The 16,913-nt window shown below is 60.4% G+C and carries 18 protein-coding genes; 15 read left to right on the top strand and 3 right to left on the bottom strand.

Features of this window, described 5'->3' with window-relative positions:
* The first annotated feature begins 15 nt into the window (after window positions 1–15).
* Window positions 16–1,092: a GGDEF domain-containing protein gene (locus AC097P_RS11990; RefSeq protein ID WP_479610646.1), complete on the top strand. Its 1,077-nt coding sequence runs from the start codon at window positions 16–18 to the stop codon at window positions 1,090–1,092.
* A 59-nt stretch (window positions 1,093–1,151) separates the two neighbouring features.
* Here the strand turns inward: AC097P_RS11990 and AC097P_RS11985 are convergent, their stop codons facing one another.
* Window positions 1,152–4,208 (bottom strand): Rne/Rng family ribonuclease, encoded by a 3,057-nt coding sequence (locus AC097P_RS11985; protein WP_479610645.1) that lies wholly within the window; start codon window positions 4,206–4,208, stop codon window positions 1,152–1,154.
* Between the two features lie 500 nt (window positions 4,209–4,708).
* Between AC097P_RS11985 and AC097P_RS11980 the strand changes: the two genes are divergently transcribed.
* Genes AC097P_RS11980 through AC097P_RS11965 form a run of 4 tightly spaced genes read left to right on the top strand, consistent with a single transcriptional unit; the run spans window position 4,709 to window position 7,891 of the window.
* The gene (locus tag AC097P_RS11980; RefSeq protein WP_479610644.1) at window positions 4,709–5,779 is read left to right on the top strand and encodes an RluA family pseudouridine synthase; all 1,071 of its coding nucleotides are present in this window, start codon (window positions 4,709–4,711) and stop codon (window positions 5,777–5,779) included.
* Between the two features lie 32 nt (window positions 5,780–5,811).
* Entirely contained in the window at window positions 5,812–6,486 is a 675-nt protein-coding gene (locus AC097P_RS11975) for an HAD family hydrolase (protein WP_479610643.1), read from the top strand.
* Window positions 6,479–6,856, top strand: coding sequence for a Rieske (2Fe-2S) protein (locus AC097P_RS11970; protein WP_479610642.1), 378 nt, complete (start codon window positions 6,479–6,481; stop codon window positions 6,854–6,856). Before AC097P_RS11975 ends, AC097P_RS11970 begins: the two co-directional genes overlap by 8 nt.
* Window positions 6,857–6,859: 3 nt before the next feature.
* Window positions 6,860–7,891, top strand: a complete 1,032-nt coding sequence (locus tag AC097P_RS11965; protein WP_479610641.1) for a S49 family peptidase — start codon at window positions 6,860–6,862, stop codon at window positions 7,889–7,891.
* A gap of 17 nt (window positions 7,892–7,908) precedes the next feature.
* On the opposite strand, the gene AC097P_RS11960 is transcribed toward AC097P_RS11965, so the two are convergent.
* Together AC097P_RS11960 and AC097P_RS11955 are read right to left on the bottom strand one after the other, a co-directional pair.
* A complete protein-coding gene (locus AC097P_RS11960; protein ID WP_479610640.1) occupies window positions 7,909–8,667 on the bottom strand; it encodes an SAM-dependent methyltransferase in 759 nt (252 codons plus the stop codon).
* Window positions 8,664–9,278, bottom strand: coding sequence for a Maf family nucleotide pyrophosphatase (locus AC097P_RS11955; RefSeq protein WP_479610639.1), 615 nt, complete (start codon window positions 9,276–9,278; stop codon window positions 8,664–8,666). Before AC097P_RS11955 ends, AC097P_RS11960 begins: the two co-directional genes overlap by 4 nt.
* 25 nt (window positions 9,279–9,303) lie before the next feature.
* On the opposite strand from AC097P_RS11955, the gene AC097P_RS11950 reads away from it, so the two are divergent.
* The 10 genes from AC097P_RS11950 to rpoE all read left to right on the top strand — a co-directional run bounded on the left by AC097P_RS11950 (window position 9,304) and on the right by rpoE (window position 16,895).
* Complete coding sequence (locus AC097P_RS11950) at window positions 9,304–9,846, top strand: YceD family protein (RefSeq protein ID WP_479610638.1); 543 nt, start codon at window positions 9,304–9,306, stop codon at window positions 9,844–9,846.
* A 125-nt stretch (window positions 9,847–9,971) separates the two neighbouring features.
* Window positions 9,972–10,154 (top strand): 50S ribosomal protein L32, encoded by a 183-nt coding sequence (gene rpmF, locus AC097P_RS11945; protein ID WP_105259923.1) that lies wholly within the window; start codon window positions 9,972–9,974, stop codon window positions 10,152–10,154.
* A 111-nt stretch (window positions 10,155–10,265) separates the two neighbouring features.
* Complete coding sequence (gene plsX, locus AC097P_RS11940; RefSeq protein WP_479610637.1) at window positions 10,266–11,291, top strand: phosphate acyltransferase PlsX; 1,026 nt, start codon at window positions 10,266–10,268, stop codon at window positions 11,289–11,291.
* Between the two features lie 28 nt (window positions 11,292–11,319).
* Window positions 11,320–12,294, top strand: coding sequence for a beta-ketoacyl-ACP synthase III (locus tag AC097P_RS11935; RefSeq protein ID WP_479610636.1), 975 nt, complete (start codon window positions 11,320–11,322; stop codon window positions 12,292–12,294).
* A gap of 51 nt (window positions 12,295–12,345) precedes the next feature.
* Window positions 12,346–13,308: an ACP S-malonyltransferase gene (gene fabD / locus AC097P_RS11930; RefSeq protein ID WP_479610635.1), complete on the top strand. Its 963-nt coding sequence runs from the start codon at window positions 12,346–12,348 to the stop codon at window positions 13,306–13,308.
* On the top strand, window positions 13,305–14,051 hold the full coding sequence (fabG, locus tag AC097P_RS11925) for a 3-oxoacyl-ACP reductase FabG (protein ID WP_479610634.1): 747 nt from the start codon (window positions 13,305–13,307) through the stop codon (window positions 14,049–14,051). The genes fabD and fabG overlap by 4 nt, the downstream gene beginning before the upstream one ends.
* Before the next feature lie 110 nt (window positions 14,052–14,161).
* Window positions 14,162–14,401: an acyl carrier protein gene (acpP, locus tag AC097P_RS11920; RefSeq protein ID WP_326530058.1), complete on the top strand. Its 240-nt coding sequence runs from the start codon at window positions 14,162–14,164 to the stop codon at window positions 14,399–14,401.
* A 131-nt stretch (window positions 14,402–14,532) separates the two neighbouring features.
* Window positions 14,533–15,777, top strand: coding sequence for a beta-ketoacyl-ACP synthase II (fabF, locus tag AC097P_RS11915; RefSeq protein WP_479610633.1), 1,245 nt, complete (start codon window positions 14,533–14,535; stop codon window positions 15,775–15,777).
* A 24-nt stretch (window positions 15,778–15,801) separates the two neighbouring features.
* The gene (locus tag AC097P_RS11910) at window positions 15,802–16,275 is read left to right on the top strand and encodes a hypothetical protein (RefSeq protein WP_479610632.1); all 474 of its coding nucleotides are present in this window, start codon (window positions 15,802–15,804) and stop codon (window positions 16,273–16,275) included.
* Window positions 16,272–16,895: an RNA polymerase sigma factor RpoE gene (rpoE, locus tag AC097P_RS11905; RefSeq protein ID WP_479610631.1), complete on the top strand. Its 624-nt coding sequence runs from the start codon at window positions 16,272–16,274 to the stop codon at window positions 16,893–16,895. The genes AC097P_RS11910 and rpoE overlap by 4 nt, the downstream gene beginning before the upstream one ends.
* The last annotated feature ends 18 nt before the right edge of the window (window positions 16,896–16,913 follow it).

The raw sequence follows: 16,913 nt of genomic DNA, 5'->3' as shown, positions 1-16,913 counted from the left end.
GGCTATTATGCGGCCATGGCCACACTCACCGAACACATCATCAAGCTGACTGACCATCGGGATCGGGAGCTTCTGGAGTTGACGCTTTCCAAGGCACTGATCGATCTGCTGCGCATTGACCGGGTGGTCATCGCCCGGGTCATCAGCGAAGAAGGCGTCAAGCGATGGTTGGAGGTAGCGTCACTGGACGTGCGCGGTGGCGGCAAGGTGGTAGACCCCCTTCGGGTGAACTTTGACTCCCTACGCGAACTGGCCGATGAAAAGGACCGGTTGCGCTGCCTTCAGACCCGTAGCCTGGTGGAGTATGCGTGGGCCGGAGAAGAAGGGCCACGCGTCAGCTTTATCCCCTTGTATGCGGATTCCACCACGGATGACGAAGGCGTCATTGAAGTGCATTCCGGCTCGCCATTGAGCAAAGGCCAGCTGCAAGTTATTGACGACATGGTCCACGTGTTTCGCAACATGTACAAGTTGCTGGCCTATAGTGACCGCGACGCACTGACAGGCCTGCTGAACCGCAAGTCATTGGACGACACCTTCTACAGCGCTGTGCTCGAAGAGATGGGCCATGGATTCGAAACTGCAGCGCAGGTGTTGGAGGCCAGCGTGCTTCCGGTTGCCGAACGCCGCCACCGCGTACCGCCCAACTACTGGCTGGGCACGGTAGATGTTGACCACTTTGGCGTCATCAATGACAAGAGCGGCCATCTGATCGCAGAAGAAGTGCTGTTGTTGGTGGCACGTATCATGAACAACACCTTCCGTACCTACGACCGCATTTACCGCCTGGGCGGTGAGCAGTTTGCAGTGCTGATGCACTGCCCGGATGAGGCGCTGGTGCTGGCGGCGTTTGAACGATTCCGCGCCAATATGGAGAAGTTCAATTTCCCGCAGGTCGGGCGTGCGACGGCCTGTGCCGGATTCACACGGGTCACCGCCGACGATTCCCCCAGCACAACGCTGGAGCGTGCTGAACGGGCCGTCGACTATGCACAACGCAATGGGCGCAACCAGGTGCATAGCTATGATGACCTGGTGCGCAAAGGTTTTTTTGGTGATGCCGTTAAGGTGGGCGCCGTCGACTTGTTCTGAGGATTGACTCAGCAAAAAAAAGAGGCCTGTGGGCCTCTTTTTTGTTGGTGTAACTCCGTTTACGCGGAGGGTGGCTGCTCAAATGGCAGCGTCATGTTGCGCAGGTCGCGTTTGGTTTCCACCAGAACCAGAGGCCCGGTTTCGACATTCACCGTTGCCGGCCGCTCGCGCGGCACGTGGATGGGCTTGGCTTCAGCGGCAATCGCGGCTTGGACGGCGGCGATCTTGTCAGCGTCGGAATTGACCCACTGCAGACCCGAACTTTGCGCCACGTCGACCAGGGTCTCGGTGGGCAAGGTGTAGGTCCTGACCTTGGGCATGCGCTCAGCCGTTGGCGCTGCTGCCGAAGCAACAGGGGCCGCCGGTGCAGCGGCAGGTGCCGCTACCGGGGTAGCTGCACGAACGGGCTGCTCGGAGACGGGTGCAGCAACCGTTTCGGTAACTGGAGCGATGGCACGTACTGCTTCGGCAGCAACTGCCGGGACTTCACCCGTTTCGCTGGGCTGCACGGCAGTCTGTAACGGGATGCGCAGATCCGGCCGCTCTTCACGCTCGCCGCGGGGTCCACGGTCACGGCCGTAGCGGTCGCGCTGGCGTTTTTCACGGGGTTCACCGTTCTCGTTGCGTGGTGCGCTTGACTGGCCATCGGCCTGTACAGTCGTTTGTTCATCGGCAGTGGCCGCGGCTGCGTCACCTTCCGCGAAACCCAGTGGGGCCTGCTGGTCGCCGCCGTTGGTGTTGCGGCCTTCGCCATCCGGGCGTGGACCACGTCCATTGCGGCCACCGCGGCTATTGCGGCCCTCACCGCGTCCGTCACCACGGCCTTCGCGGGCCGGTTGGCCTTCGGTGCGGGTGTTGTGGGTGTCGGTGCCATTGTCGACTGCGCCGTCGGGGCGAGCTTCCGCACGCGGCTGCTCGTTGCGATCAACCGCTGCGTCATTGCGCTCACCGCCACGGCCGCCACGGCCGCCACGTTCACCGCGTTCACGGGGTGGACGGTCGGGGCGTTGTTCCTGGCGATTGGCCGCGTCAGCACCGGTGGGACCACCGGCTTGCAGGTTGGCGTCCATGGTCACCGGTTTGCCTTCAGCGTCGAAACGTTCGCGTTGTGCGCCACCCTGGCCTTGGCGTTCTCCGCCGCCGCCACGTCCACCGCGTCCGCCACGGCTGTTGCGTCCATCACCACGGCCTTCACCGCGGGGGCCGCGGCCATCGCCACGGGCTTCGTTGCGGCCTTGACCTTCGGCACGGCCTTCGCCGGGCTTGGCACCGCTGCGGTTGCCGTCACGGTTGCGGCCGTCGCGGGCTTCGCGGCCTTCAGGGGCTTTGGTAGCTGGGGCAGGGACTACGGGCTTGACCGGAGCTGCCGGCTCGGCGCCAAACAGGCTCTTGATCCATCCGAAGAAGCCCTTTTCAGCGACCACGGGTGGCTTGGCTTCCGCAACGGCGGGGCGTGGCTGTGCAGCTGGCTGGACAGGGGCGGCCACCGGTCGCGGTGCAGCCACAGGCGCTGGTGCATCTGGCAGCACGCCCTTGATGATGGGTGTCTGCTTGTTGGTAGGCTCTTGCGAACGGCGGGTCACGCTGGTCGGGTCTTCAATTTCATCGGCCAGTTTGTAGCTGGCGTCGATGTTGTCCAAGCGTGGGTCGTCGTGCTTGAGGCGCTCCATGCGGTAATTGGGCGTTTCCAGCGTCTTGTTGGGCACCAGCAGCACGTTGATGCGCTGCTTGAGCTCAATCTTGGCGACTTCAGAGCGCTTTTCGTTCAGCAGGAACGAGGCGACGTCGACTGGCACCTGGCACAGCACGGAGGCTGTGCTGTCCTTCAACGACTCTTCCTGGATGATCCGCAGAATCTGCAAAGCGCTGGATTCGGTATCGCGGATGTGGCCGGAACCACCGCAACGCGGGCAAGGAATCGAAGCGCCTTCGGACAGGGCAGGGCGCAGGCGCTGGCGGCTCATTTCCATCAGGCCAAATTTGCTGATGGTGCCGAACTGAACGCGGGCGCGGTCCTGGCGCAGCGCGTCACGCAAGCGGTTTTCCACTTCACGGCGGTTGCGAGACTCTTCCATGTCGATAAAGTCGATGACGATCAGGCCACCCAAGTCGCGCAAGCGCATCTGGCGAGCCACTTCGTCGGCGGCTTCCAGGTTGGTGCGGGTGGCGGTTTCTTCGATGTCGCCGCCCTTGATCGCGCGGGCCGAGTTGACGTCCACCGAAACCAAGGCTTCGGTGTGGTCGATAACAATGGCGCCGCCGGAGGGCAGTTGCACCGTGCGGGCATAGGCGGATTCGATCTGGTGTTCGATCTGGAAACGGCTGAACAGCGGGGCGTCGTCACGGTAGCGCTTCACGCGGGCAGCATGCTCGGGCATCACGTGGGCCATGAACTGCTGGGCTTGTTCGTACACGTCGTCGGTGTCGATCAGGATGTCGCCGATGTCGTGGTTGAAGTAGTCGCGGATGGCGCGGATCACCAACGACGACTCTTGGTAAATCAGGTAGGCACCCTTGCCGCCCTTGGCGGCGCCGTCGATGGCGGACCACAGTTTCAACAGGTAGTTCAAGTCCCACTGCAGCTCGGGTGCGCTGCGGCCGATACCGGCGGTGCGTGCGATGATGGACATGCCGTTGGGGTATTCCAACTGGTCCATGTTCTCTTTGAGTTCAGCGCGGTCTTCGCCTTCGATGCGGCGGGATACGCCACCGCCACGGGGGTTGTTGGGCATCAGCACCACATAGCGGCCGGCCAACGATACAAAAGTGGTCAGGGCTGCGCCCTTGTTGCCGCGTTCTTCTTTTTCGACCTGGACCAGCAGTTCCTGGCCTTCACGGATGGCATCCTGGATACGGGCTTGGGAGGCTGTAACGCCTTCCTTGAAGTACATCCGCGAGATTTCTTTGAACGGCAGGAAGCCGTGGCGGTCTTCGCCGTAATCGACGAAGCAGGCTTCCAGCGAGGGCTCGACGCGCGTGACGACGGCCTTATAGATATTGCCCTTGCGCTGCTCGCGCCCTTCGATTTCGATTTCGTAGTCGAGGAGTTTTTGTCCATCGACAATGGCCAGGCGGCGTTCTTCGGCCTGCGTGGCGTTGATAAGCATCCGTTTCATGGGATTGCGTCCTTCTTCTTCAGTTTTACATGCCCTCTAGGGGCTATTGATGCCTGAACAGACGAACCGAATGCGAGGTGGAATTGCCGGAGAACTTCGACTCAAATGAGGCGACGAAGCGTAGGCGCGTGGAGGAGAGCGAGGGGATGCGTTTGTGGGTTAGCTATCAATTGCATAGCTGGTTGCGCTCGTTGGACGAGGGCTAGAGGCCGATTCATGCCAAGCAGCGGGGCGAAAACGCTCCGTACGCTAAGACACAGCAGGCACATCAGTACAAACATCTCGCTTCATTCCGTTCGCAGACGAGGGGTCTGCAAACTGTGGGTATTCCGTATCAGTATTTCGATTCGCAGTCTTGACCGTGTTGTTTGCAAACCACCACAGGCATTTGGCGTGTGGTTTGTTTGCAGCCCAACCCGGCGGCATCGACCTTCCAGCGCGTCTGTGTATGGCGTGTGGACTAAACTCCAGATAAATCAACCACTTACAGCGCATCGCTAGTGAAACACATTATAGGGGGCATTCCCGCCCCCTCCGCACCCATCGTTCAGCCCCAGGTGAAAACCCTGACCATTGATGACGATGGGGACGGGCAGCGGCTGGATAACTACCTGATGCGCCACCTGAAGGGTGTGCCCAAAACCCACGTCTACCGCATCATCCGCAGCGGCGAGGTGCGGGTTAACAAGGGCCGGGCAGCTGCGGAAACCCGACTGAACGCAGGCGATGTGTTGCGGGTGCCTCCGGTCCGGATCTCCGAACGGGTGGCGGAGAAGGCCCAGGCCATGGCTGAGCAGGTGGCAAGCCATGCGCCGGCCAAGGAATTTGCGGTTCTATTTGAAGACGACAGCCTGCTGGCCATCAACAAGCCGGCCGGCGTGGCGGTTCACGGCGGCTCTGGCGTCAGTTTTGGTGTCATCGAGCAATTACGCATGGCGCGGCCCCAGGCCAAGTTTCTGGAACTGGTCCACCGGCTGGACCGCGAAACCAGTGGCATTTTGCTGGTGGCCAAAAAGCGCAGCGCGCTGAAGAACCTGCAAGACCAGTTCCGCGAGCGAGAAACCGGCAAAACCTACCTGGCGATGGTGATCGGCCAATGGCCTGCGAATAAGAAGGTGCTGGACAAGCCGCTGCACAAGTTTCTGCTGCCCGATGGCGAGCGCCGCGTGAAGGTGGTTGCCAAGGACGACCCGGACGGCATGCCGTCGTTAACCCTGGTCAAGGTCCGCGCGGCGGGCGGTGTGGTACCCGGCACGCACCAGGCGCCAGTCGCCAGCGACCGGGGTTATTCCCTGCTCGAAGTCACGATCAAGACCGGGCGCACCCACCAGATCCGTGTACACCTGGCCTCCGAAGGCCTGCCCATCGTCGGCGACGACAAGTATGGCGACTTTGAGTGCAACAAGGCTCTGGCCCGTGCCAACAGCGCCACGCCGCTCAAACGCATGTTTCTGCATGCCTGGCGCCTGCAGTGCAACCACCCTGCCACAGGGACACGTGTTGAGTTGCAGGCGGATCTGCCTGCGGAACTGGCCCACTTCGTGCGGCAAGTTCTGCCGCACGCCCTTTGAGCCCACAGATTTCTCGATTTCCACCTACGCCGATGTCCAAGCCGCCCAAACCCTTTCGCTCTTTTGACCTGATTGCCTTCGATTGGGATGGCACGCTGTTTGATTCCACGGCCATCATCACCCGCTGCATCCAGGCCGCGGTCGTTGATGTGGGCGGCCGCAGGCCCAGCGACCAGGACGCTTCCTATGTAATCGGTATGGGCCTGATGCAGGCCCTGGCCCACGCCGCACCCGATGTGCCATCCAGCAAATACCCGGAATTGGGCGCGCGGTACAAGCACCATTACTCGACCCACCAGAACGACATCAGCCTGTTCGACGGGGTGTTGCCTATGCTGGCGGAGCTGAAGGCGCGCAACTATGTGCTGGCCGTGGCCACTGGCAAGAGCCGGCGCGGCCTGGATGAGGTGCTGAAGACCTCGGCGCTGCAGGGCCTGTTCCATGCATCGCGCACCGCTGACGAGACCGCAGGCAAACCCCACCCGCTGATGCTGCAGGAGCTGATGCAGGAGTTTGGCGTGCCTGCCCAGCGCGTGCTGATGGTGGGCGATACCACACACGACCTGCAAATGGCGCTGAACGCGGGGTGCCCCAGCGTCGGCGTCAGCTATGGTGCCCATGAGCCGGCGGCTTTTGATGCTTTGAACCCTTTGTTTGTAGCCCACACCGTGGCTGAATTGCAAGCCTGGTTTACCGAACATGCCTGAAGCAACCAGCTCCCCCATCCCTCTGTGCAACTCCGCCGATCTGGTGGACAGCGGCGAAGCGGTGCCGTTTGACGTCGTCTACTGCGGCCGCACGTCGCGTGGTTTTGCGATCCGCTTTGAAGGCCGTGTCTTTGGCTACCTCAACCAATGCTCCCATGTGCCCATGGAGATGGACTACCAGCCCAACCGTTTTTTTGACAGCAGCGGCCAGTGGCTGATGTGCGCCACCCACGGCGCCATGTACAGCCCGCAGACCGGCCATTGCATCGGCGGCCCCTGCCGTGGTGGCCTGGTCAAGATTGCCATGACGGAGCGTGATGGCGTCGTCCACTGGCATACTGGTTCCAACCTGCAAGCGCTCGAATTTTGATATATGACCGACCTGAACGACCCCGCCATGACACCGAATTCCTCTCCAGCCCCCGACGATATTACCGATGCTGCTATAAAAACAGAAGCATCCGCTAACGCAGGCCGCGCGACCGGCTGGGAGCGTGCCACGTTGGAAACCCTGGCGCTGGCCGCCATTACCGAGCAACGCCAGGCCCGCCGCTGGCGCAATGGCATCCGCCTGGCCTGGCTGGCCTTCTTCGTGGCGCTGCTGTGGCTGGGCATGGACCGTGGCAGCAGCACGGCCGATACGTCGACACCGCACACAGCGCTGGTCAAGATCCAGGGCGAAATTTCATCGGGTTCGGAGGGCAGCGCTGAACTCATCGTGGCCGCTATGCGCAGTGCCTTCGAGGACAAGGGCGCCAAGGCCGTGGTGCTGCTGATCAATTCGCCAGGCGGCAGCCCCGTCCAGGCCGGCATCATCAACGACGAAATTTACCGCCTCAAGGCCCTGCACAAGAAACCGATTTATGTGGTCGTAGAAGAAACCTGTGCCTCTGCGGCCTACTACATCGCTGCCGGCGCCGACAAGATCTTTGTCGACAAGGCAAGCGTAGTCGGCAGCATTGGCGTGCTGATGGATGGCTTTGGATTCACTGGCCTCATGGACAAGATTGGCGTTGAGCGCCGCCTGATGACGGCCGGAGAGAACAAGGGGTTCATGGATCCGTTTAGCCCCCAGACAGAGAAGCAACGCGCGTTTGCCCAGACCATGTTGGACCAGATCCACCAGCAGTTCATCAAGGTCGTGAAACAGGGCCGTGGCGAGCGTCTGAAAGAAACGCCCGAAACCTTCAGTGGCTTGTTCTGGACTGGTCAGCAGGCCATCGATATGGGCTTGGCCGACCAACTGGGCAACCTGGACTTTGTAGCCCGTGAAGTGGTCAAGGCCGAGGAATTGATTGACTACACCCGCAAGGACAATGTGGCCGAACGCCTGGTCAAACGCTTTGGTGCCGCCATTGGTGAGAGCAGCGTGAAGGCGATGCGGGTTTTGCCTGCGCTGCGCTGAGCAAACCCTGGCTGTATTTAGCGGCCGATGGCAAACACCGTAGGGACGGTATTCGCCAGGGTCCAGGGCTTGTGTTTCCAGTTCTTGGCCAAGTCGCTGTAGCACTGGGCCCCGTCCAAAGTCAGCCCGCTGGCCGTTGCCAGGCGGGTGTTGTGCTGCAGGGTTTGCAACAGTGCCTGCTGCATAGCCTGGTTGCGGTAGGGCGTTTCAATGAATATCTGTGTTTGACCAGTCTTCAGCGCCAGGGATTCCAGCTCGCGTATGCGCTGGCTCCGCTCTGGTGGTGTATTGGGCAGATAGCCCACAAACGCAAAGTTTTGCCCACTAAGGCCGCTGGCCGCCAAGGCCAGCAGCAGTGACACCGGGCCAACCAGCGGCACCACCCGTACGCCCAATTCGTGTGCGGCACGCACGACGGAGGAGCCTGGGTCGGCAATGGCGGGCATGCCGGCTTCGCTGACCAAGCCCATGTCTTCGCCCTGTACCGCAGCTTGCAGCAGGTAGCGCGCGTCAAAGTGGCCCTGGTGATCGCCTTTTTTGTGGACCTCGTGCGGCAGCTCCTGCAATTGCATGGCTTGTAGCGGCTGGCACAGGGGGTGGGTCTCGGCGATGCGCTTCAGGTAAGCACGCGTGGACTTGGCGTTTTCACAAATCCAGTGCTTCAGACTTGCAGCCACTTCCAGCGTTCCCGCCGGCATGCTGCGGTTCAGTGCCACCTGGCTGTCGCAGCCAAAGTCCAGCGGGGCCGGCACCAGGTAGAGCGTGCCCGGCGTCATACCAGCGTCCGCGGGCCGGTCAACAAGGCAATGCCGGCAGCGCGCAACATGCGGCTGGTGCGAATCAGCGGCAAGCCGACCAAGGCCGTGGGATCGTCGCTGTCAATGGCGTCTAGTAATGCAATACCGAGCCCTTCACTCTTGGCGCTGCCGGCGCAGTCATACGGTTGCTCCAGCCGCAGGTAATTCTCGATTTCGGTGTCCTCCAGCGCGCGGAACTGAACCCGTACCGGAGCCAGCGACTGCTGGCTGAAACCCGTCTCCAGACACACCACAGCCACGGCCGTCTGAAAGACCACCGTCTTGCCGCGCATCTGGCGCAGTTGCAGCGTGGCCCGTTCGTGCGTGCCGGGTTTGCCCAAGGGCTGGCCGTCCAGGTCCGCGACCTGGTCCGAACCGATCACCACGCAGTCGGGGAAACGCTGTGCGACAGCCTGGGCCTTGGCCAGTGCCAGCCGCTGGGCCAGATCGGGCGGAAGTTCTCCGGGTAGCGGGGTTTCATCGACGTGGGGGGATTCCACGGAAAAAGGCAGGTTCAGGCGGCCCAGCAATTCGCGCCGGTAGACCGACGTGGATCCGAGTATGAGTTTTCTGTTGGAAATGTCTGGCATGGCCCGATTCTCTTACACTGCGCGCATGAAACACGACTACGATGCCCGGCACCTGAATATCGAGGCCTTTGCCACGGCCGGCGGCAGCCTCCAGGTCAGCGAAGACCTGGGCCGTTTTGACCGTCTGTTGGAGGAGGCGCAAGGTGGGGGTGCGCAAAACCCGGTGCGTTTTATCGCAGCGGGCATGACACGCCCCAACGGCGCTACCAGTGAGCAGATCTGGCTGAGTTTGAGCGCGCAGGTGGCGCTGCCGCAGACCTGCCAGCGTTGCCTGGGTCCTGTGGATGTGCCGGTGGCATTCGAACGGGAATTCCGTTTTGTGGCCAGCGAGGAGGTTGCAGCCGTGGAGGACGAAGAATCCGAGGAAGACGTGCTGGTGCTGAGCCGTGACTTCAACTTGCTGGAGCTGGTGGAAGACGAATTGCTGATGGCCTTGCCCGTGGTCCCCAAGCACGAAGTGTGTCCCGGAGCCGTGAAGCTGCAGGTGGCAGACCCGGATTTCGCCGAAGAAGCGCAGGAAAAGCCCAATCCTTTCGCTGTTCTGCAGCAACTCAAAAAGAAGCCCTAGCCCCAGTTGCCGCTTTGGGCTATAATCTTAGGCTTCGCGTGTGAAATCTGCCGCGTTTTTTACTAACCCCCAGTGTTGCATTTTGCGTTGAGCATGGCGCAGCACCCCAGCTCAGGAGCCTAGTCATGGCCGTCCAACAAAACAAAAAGTCGCCTTCCAAGCGCGGTATGCACCGTTCGCACAATGCCCTGGTTGTTCCAGGTATTGCAGTTGAATCCACCACTGGTGAAACCCACCTGCGCCACCACATCAGCCCCACCGGTTTTTACCGTGGCCGCAAGGTGTTGAAGACCAAATCTGAAGCCTGACCCAGGTTTTTCAGCCAAAGCCCGGAGCTACACATCCTGTAGCGTCGGGCTTTTGTCATTTTTGGCCCTGCTGCCGATGCTTGATCTCCACTCTTTTCGGGCGCTTACCCCATGATCACAATCGCTGTTGACTGCATGGGAGGCGACCACGGCCCTCAGGTCACACTGCCCGCCTGTACGCAATTTCTGGAGCAGCACCCGGATGCTGCGCTGCTATTAGTCGGTTTGGCGGACCGGTTGGCCGGATTTTCGCATCCCCGCGCCACCATTGTGGCTGCCAGTGAGGTTGTGATGATGGATGATCCGCTGGAAATTGCGCTGCGCCGCAAAAAGGACTCGTCCATGCGGGTTGCCATCCAGCAAGTAAAGGACGGCAAGGCACAAGCAGCAGTATCTGCCGGCAACACAGCCGCCTTAATGGCTATCTCCCGCTATATTCTCAAAACCCTTGATGGCATTGAGCGTCCCGCTATTGCTGCACAGCTTCCGAATGCAACTGGCGGTGCCACTACCGTACTGGATCTGGGAGCCAATGTGGACTGTGAGGCCGAGCATCTGTTGCAATTCGCGGTGATGGGCTCCGCTCTGGTTTCCGTACTGAACAACAAAGTATCGCCGACCGTGGGCTTACTCAATATCGGCGAAGAGATCATTAAAGGTAATGAAACCATTAAAAAGGCCGGCGAACTGTTGCGTTCTGCGTCCAAAGCGGGCGATTTGAACTTTTTCGGTAACGTCGAGGGGAATGACATTTTCAAGGGCACAGTCGACTTGGTCGTGTGTGACGGATTTGTTGGCAACGTGGCGTTGAAAGCCAGCGAGGGCTTGGCGGGCATGATCGGGAATTTCCTGAAAGCCGAGTTTTCTCGCAATATATTCACTAAAATGGCTGCAATTGCAGCTTACTCAGTATTAAATGCGCTCAAAGCGCGAGTTGATCACCGGCGCTACAACGGCGCAGCACTTTTGGGTCTTCGGGGTTTGGTATTCAAGAGCCATGGCTCCGCAGACGCGCTGGGTTTTGGGTTCGCGTTAAACCGGGCGTATGATGCAGCCCGAAACAACTTGCTTGACCGAGTTCAGGCCCGCATCGCGCACGCAGCGCCTTTGTTGGCGGCGGTTGAAAGCGCCACCTAAAACCTGACCGGGTGTCATCAACCCACACATGAAATATTCGCGAATAACTGGCACGGGCAGCTTTTTGCCCCCGCGCAGGCTGGCAAATGCCGATTTGGTGGCCGAGCTTGCGGCCAAGGGCGTGGAAACGTCGGACGAGTGGATCGTAGAGCGTACTGGCATTCGCGCCCGGCATTTCGTGGCGGATGGCGTGTTCAGCAGCGATCTCGGCCTGGAGGCTGCCAAGCAGGCGCTGCAGGCTGCAGGTCGCAGTGCACGGGACGTTGACCTGATCATCGTCGCCACGTCGACGCCCGACATGGTGTTCCCGTCGACCGCCTGCATCCTGCAAAACAAGTTAGGTGCCAATGGTTGCGCCGCATTTGATGTGCAAGCCGTTTGCAGCGGTTTTGTCTATGCACTGACCGTCGCCGACGCCATGGTCAAGACTGGCGCCGCCAAATGCGCGCTGGTCGTTGGGGCTGAAGTTTTTTCCCGCCTTCTCGATTTCAACGACCGCACCACCTGTGTGCTGTTTGGTGATGGCGCGGGCGCCGTTGTGCTGGAAGCGTCTGAAACACCTGGCATTTTGTCCAGCGATTTGCACGCCGATGGCAAGCACGTTGGCATTCTGTGTGTGCCCGGTCATGTGTCGGGCGGCGCCATCCTTGGGGACCCGCTGTTGAAGATGGATGGCCAGGCGGTGTTCAAGCTCGCTGTTGGCGTGTTGGAAAGCGCGGCCCGTGCCACGCTGGCCAAGGCCAACTTGACCGAGGCCGATATCGATTGGCTGGTGCCGCACCAGGCGAACATTCGCATCATGCAAAGCACGGCGCGCAAGCTGAAGCTGTCCATGGACAAAGTCGTGGTCACGGTAGATCAGCACGGCAATACGTCGGCCGCCTCGATTCCGCTGGCGCTGGACGCTGGCGTGCGCTCCGGCCAGGTCAAGCCCGGCCAGACCCTGCTGCTGGAGGGAGTGGGCGGTGGTTTCACATGGGGTGCAGTGCTCCTGATTTTATAGCGGCTTACGCGCTTTCCGCGAGGGCTAGAGGCACATTTGACTATTTTCAATATGAAGAATTTTGCATTTGTATTTCCCGGACAGGGCTCGCAGTCGGTGGGCATGCTGGATGCTTGGGGTGACAACGCCATCGTCGCGCAGACGCTGCAGGAAGCGTCCGACGCGCTGGGTGAAGATATTGCCAAGCTGATCCAAGAAGGCCCCAAGGATGCGTTGGCGCTGACAACCAACACCCAACCCGTGATGTTGGTCGCCGGTGTGGCGGCCTACCGGGTCTGGATGGCGGAAGTGGGTGTCGCTCCGTCGGCGGTTGCCGGCCATTCGCTGGGCGAGTACACGGCGCTGGTCGCTGCCGGGGCATTGACCTTGCAGCAGGCCGCGCCGCTGGTGCGTCTGCGTGCACAGGCCATGCAAGAGGCCGTTCCAGTGGGAGTGGGCGCCATGGCCGCTATTTTGGGCATGGACGCCACCAAGGTAAAGGCTGGCTGCCTGGAAGTGACGCAGTCCTTTGGGGCGGGTTCTACAGAGATCGTGGAGGCCGTCAATTTCAATGACCCGGCCCAGACCGTCATTGCCGGTAGCAAGGCTGCGGTCGAGAAAGCATGCGAAGTGCTCAAGGCCAACGGTGCCAAGCGGGCATTGCCCTTGCCAGTATCCGCACCGTTCCACTCCAGCCTGATGAAACCGGCAGCCGAAAAGCTGAAGGCCCATCTGGCCACGCTGGACATCGCCGCGCCCCAGATCGCCCTGGTCAACAATATTGATGTAGCCGTGGAAACCGACCTGGACCGGGTCCGGGACGCCTTGTACCGCCAGGCCTTTGGCCCAGTGCGCTGGGTAGAGTGCGTGCAGGCCATCAAGGCACGCGGGGTGACTACACTCGTGGAATGTGGCCCCGGCAAGGTGCTGGCCGGTATGGCCAAGCGTATCGATGCCGAACTGACAGGGCTGGCGATGTTCGATCCCACCACAGTACAAGATGTAAAAGAAGCGTTAAAGGGTGCCCTGGTATGACTGAAGTGAAATTTGAAGGCCAGGTGGCCCTGGTGACGGGCGCGTCGAGAGGCATTGGTGCTGCTATTGCGCTGGAATTGGCCCGTAAAGGCGTCAAGGTCATCGGCACGGCCACGACCGATGCCGGTGCCGCCAAGATTGCCGATGTCTTGGCCGCCTTCCCTGGATGTACAGGCCGGACGTTGGACGTGACCAATGGAGCCGCAGGCGAGGCCTTGGTGGATGCGCTGGTCAAAGAGTATGGTGGCCTGCAAGTGCTGGTCAACAATGCCGGCATCACCCGCGACAACCTGGCCATGCGCATGAAGGACGATGAGTGGGATGCCGTGCTGGAGGCCAACTTGAAGGGCGTGTTCCGCATGAGCCGCGCGGTGATGCGCACCATGATGAAACAGCGCTATGGCCGCATCGTCAACATCACCTCGGTGGTGGGCGCGTCGGGCAACCCCGGCCAGGCCAATTATGCTGCCGCCAAGGCCGGCGTGGCCGGCATGACCCGCGCACTGGCCCGCGAGCTGGGTTCGCGCAACATCACGGTCAATTGCGTTGCACCGGGCTTTATTGAGACCGATATGACTGCCAGCTTGCAGGAAGAGCAGCAAAAGGCGCTGCTGACACAGATTCCGCTGGGCCATTTGGGCAAACCTTCCGATGTGGCCCATGCTGTTGCATACTTGGCGTCCCCGTTAGCAGCCTACGTGACGGGCCAGGAGTTGCACGTCAACGGCGGCATGTACATGTAATTGCCAAAAGTAGAAGTTCAGCCGATTTGTCCGTTCGGCGACCCGTTTGGAGTTGAGACTCTAAGCCCGGGTAAAATTACGGATTCTTTTACAACCCTTAGAGGGAAGCCATGAGTGATATCGAAGTCCGCGTCAAAAAAATTATTGCCGAACAACTCGGTGTGGAAGAGTCCCAAGTTACCAACGAAAAAGCCTTTGTGGCCGATCTGGGTGCAGACTCCCTGGACACCGTTGAATTGGTGATGGCGTTGGAAGACGAGTTCGGAATTGAAATTCCCGATGAAGACGCAGAGAAGATCACGACCGTGCAAAACGCTGTCGACTACGCAACTACGCACAAGAAAGCCTGATCAGGCTTTCGCGGCACCTCGGTGCTGCGCGGTTCGGGGCACATATCCGCAGCAGTCGCTGCGGTGCTGCCGATCCGGAACATGGCCGACTTGATCGGCCTTTTTTTGACCAAAGCTGAAAACTGATTGCTATGTCCCGTCGTCGCGTTGTTGTCACTGGTTTGGGTTGTGTCAGTCCCGTAGGTAATACGGTGAACGAGGCATGGACCAATGTGCTTGCTGGCAAGTCCGGCATCGATTTGATCAGTCGTTTTGATGCGTCCACCTTCTCCTGCAAGATTGCCGGCGAGGTTCGCAATTTCGACCTCGAACCCTACATCAGCGCGAAGGAAGCGCGAACCATGGACACCTTCATCCATTACGGCATTGCTGCAGCCATGCAGGCCGTTGTCGATGCGGGGCTGCCCACGGGCGACGCGCTGGGCGAGGAGGAAGCCACGCGTATCGGTTGCGTGATCGGCTCCGGTATCGGAGGCTTGCCTCTGATCGAGACCATGCACACCGAACTCACGAATCGTGGCGCACGCCGGATCTCTCCGTTTTTTGTGCCCGCCACCATCATCAACATGACGGCCGGCCACGTGTCCATGAAGTACGGATTCAAGGGTCCCAACATTGCCATCGTGACCGCATGCACCACCGGTTTGCATTGCATCGGTGAGGCCGGCCGCATGATCGAGTACGGTGATGCCGACGTCATGGTTGCAGGTGGTTCCGAAGCCACTGTATCGCCGTTGGGCATTGGCGGCTTTGCGGCCATGCGGGCTTTGAGTACACGCAACGACGACCCTGCTACCGCCTCACGCCCCTGGGACAAGGACCGCGACGGTTTTGTGCTTGGCGAGGGTGCAGGCGTAGTCGTGCTAGAAGAGTATGAACATGCAGTAGCCCGCGGTGCCAGGATCTACGCAGAATTGGCAGGTTTCGGCATGAGTGCCGACGCCGGCCACATGACCGCACCCAATATGGATGGCCCCCGGCGCGCAATGCTGGGCGCTCTGCGTAATGCTGGCGTCAACGCGGACCAAGTCGACTATTTAAATGCCCATGGCACCTCGACGCCGTTGGGCGACCTGAACGAATCCAATGCGATCAAGGCGGCGCTGGGCGACCATGCCAAGAAGATCGTCGTCAACTCCACCAAGTCCATGACCGGCCATTTGCTGGGCGGTGCGGGCGGATTGGAGTCGGTGTTCACGATTCTGGCTGTGCACCACCAAAAGAGCCCCCCGACGATCAACATCTTCAACCAAGACCCCGAGTGCGACCTGGACTATTGCGCCAACATCGCCCGCGACTTGCGCATTGATGTTGCGGTCAAAAACAACTTTGGCTTCGGCGGAACCAACGGTTCGCTGGTGTTCAAACGCGTTTAGGCATTCGGGCCCAAGTCAGACTCCATGCACCGGGCCCCCGCGGTCAATTTTTCCGTCAAACGCTCGCGCTGGCAGCTACGGCTCATCGTCTGTTTGGGCTTGCTGGCTGGCGTAACCCTGTTGGTTTTCGCGCGCGAGCAGGCTCCGCTGGACGCACGCAGCGGGGTCATGGCGTTGGCCATCTGTGTTGCAACCGTCGTGGCGTTGCGGGGGTGGAGACGGTCCCCCCAAGGTAGCTTGCGCTGGGATGGGCAGCACTGGTACTGGTCCGGCTTTCCTGCCAACCCCGCGTGCAGGGTTGCCTTGTTGATGGATTTTCAGAGTGTCGTATTGGTGCGCATAGCCGCACAGGCGCATTCGGCTGTTTTCTTGTGGCTGGAAACGGCCCCCGCCGACGGAAACTGGCGACCGCTGCGACGTGCGTTGGTGTCTAGCCAAGCTGAATCTGGCAACACACCCACAACAGCTGGCCCTGGCGCGGGCGGAGAGCCCGCATGAGCGAAGAACTGCCAGCTACCCCGCAAGACAGTGATGCCGTATTGGTCCAGCGAACAGTAGCAGGGGATCAGCGTGCCTACGGCCTTCTGGTGCTGAAGTACCAACGCCGCATCCAGCGCCTGATCGGCCGCATGGTGCGCGATGTGGACCTGGTGGAGGATATCTGCCAGGAGACCTTCATCCGAGCCTACCGGGCCTTGCACCAGTTCCGGGGTGATGCACAGTTCTATACCTGGCTGTACCGTATCGCTGTCAATACGGCCAAGAAGTTCTTGCTGGAACTCAAGCACGATCCCACCGTGTCGGAGAGTTTTCTGGCAAATGACGACGACGATGAAACTTCCTGGAAGAAAAATGAACCAATAGCCGATGACGGACCGGAATCCATTCTGGCTGCCAAGGAAATTGCTGCCATGGTCAATGCCGCCATGGACGACTTGCCGGACGATTTGCGACAGGCTGTCGTGCTGAGAGAGATCGAAGGCTTGAGCTACGAAGAAATCGCCGCCGCCATGAATTGCCCTGTGGGTACGGTGCGTTCGCGAATCTTCCGCGCCCGCGAAGCGATTTCCGCGCGGATTCGTCCGCTATTGGACAAACAAACAGGTAAACGGTGGTAACGGTGGCAGAGGGTTGCA

Source organism: Rhodoferax sp. ZS1R8, from assembly GCF_056521325.1.
The sequence above is the reverse complement of the archived record's forward strand: the minus strand, read 5'-3'. Positions and strand labels throughout refer to the sequence as shown.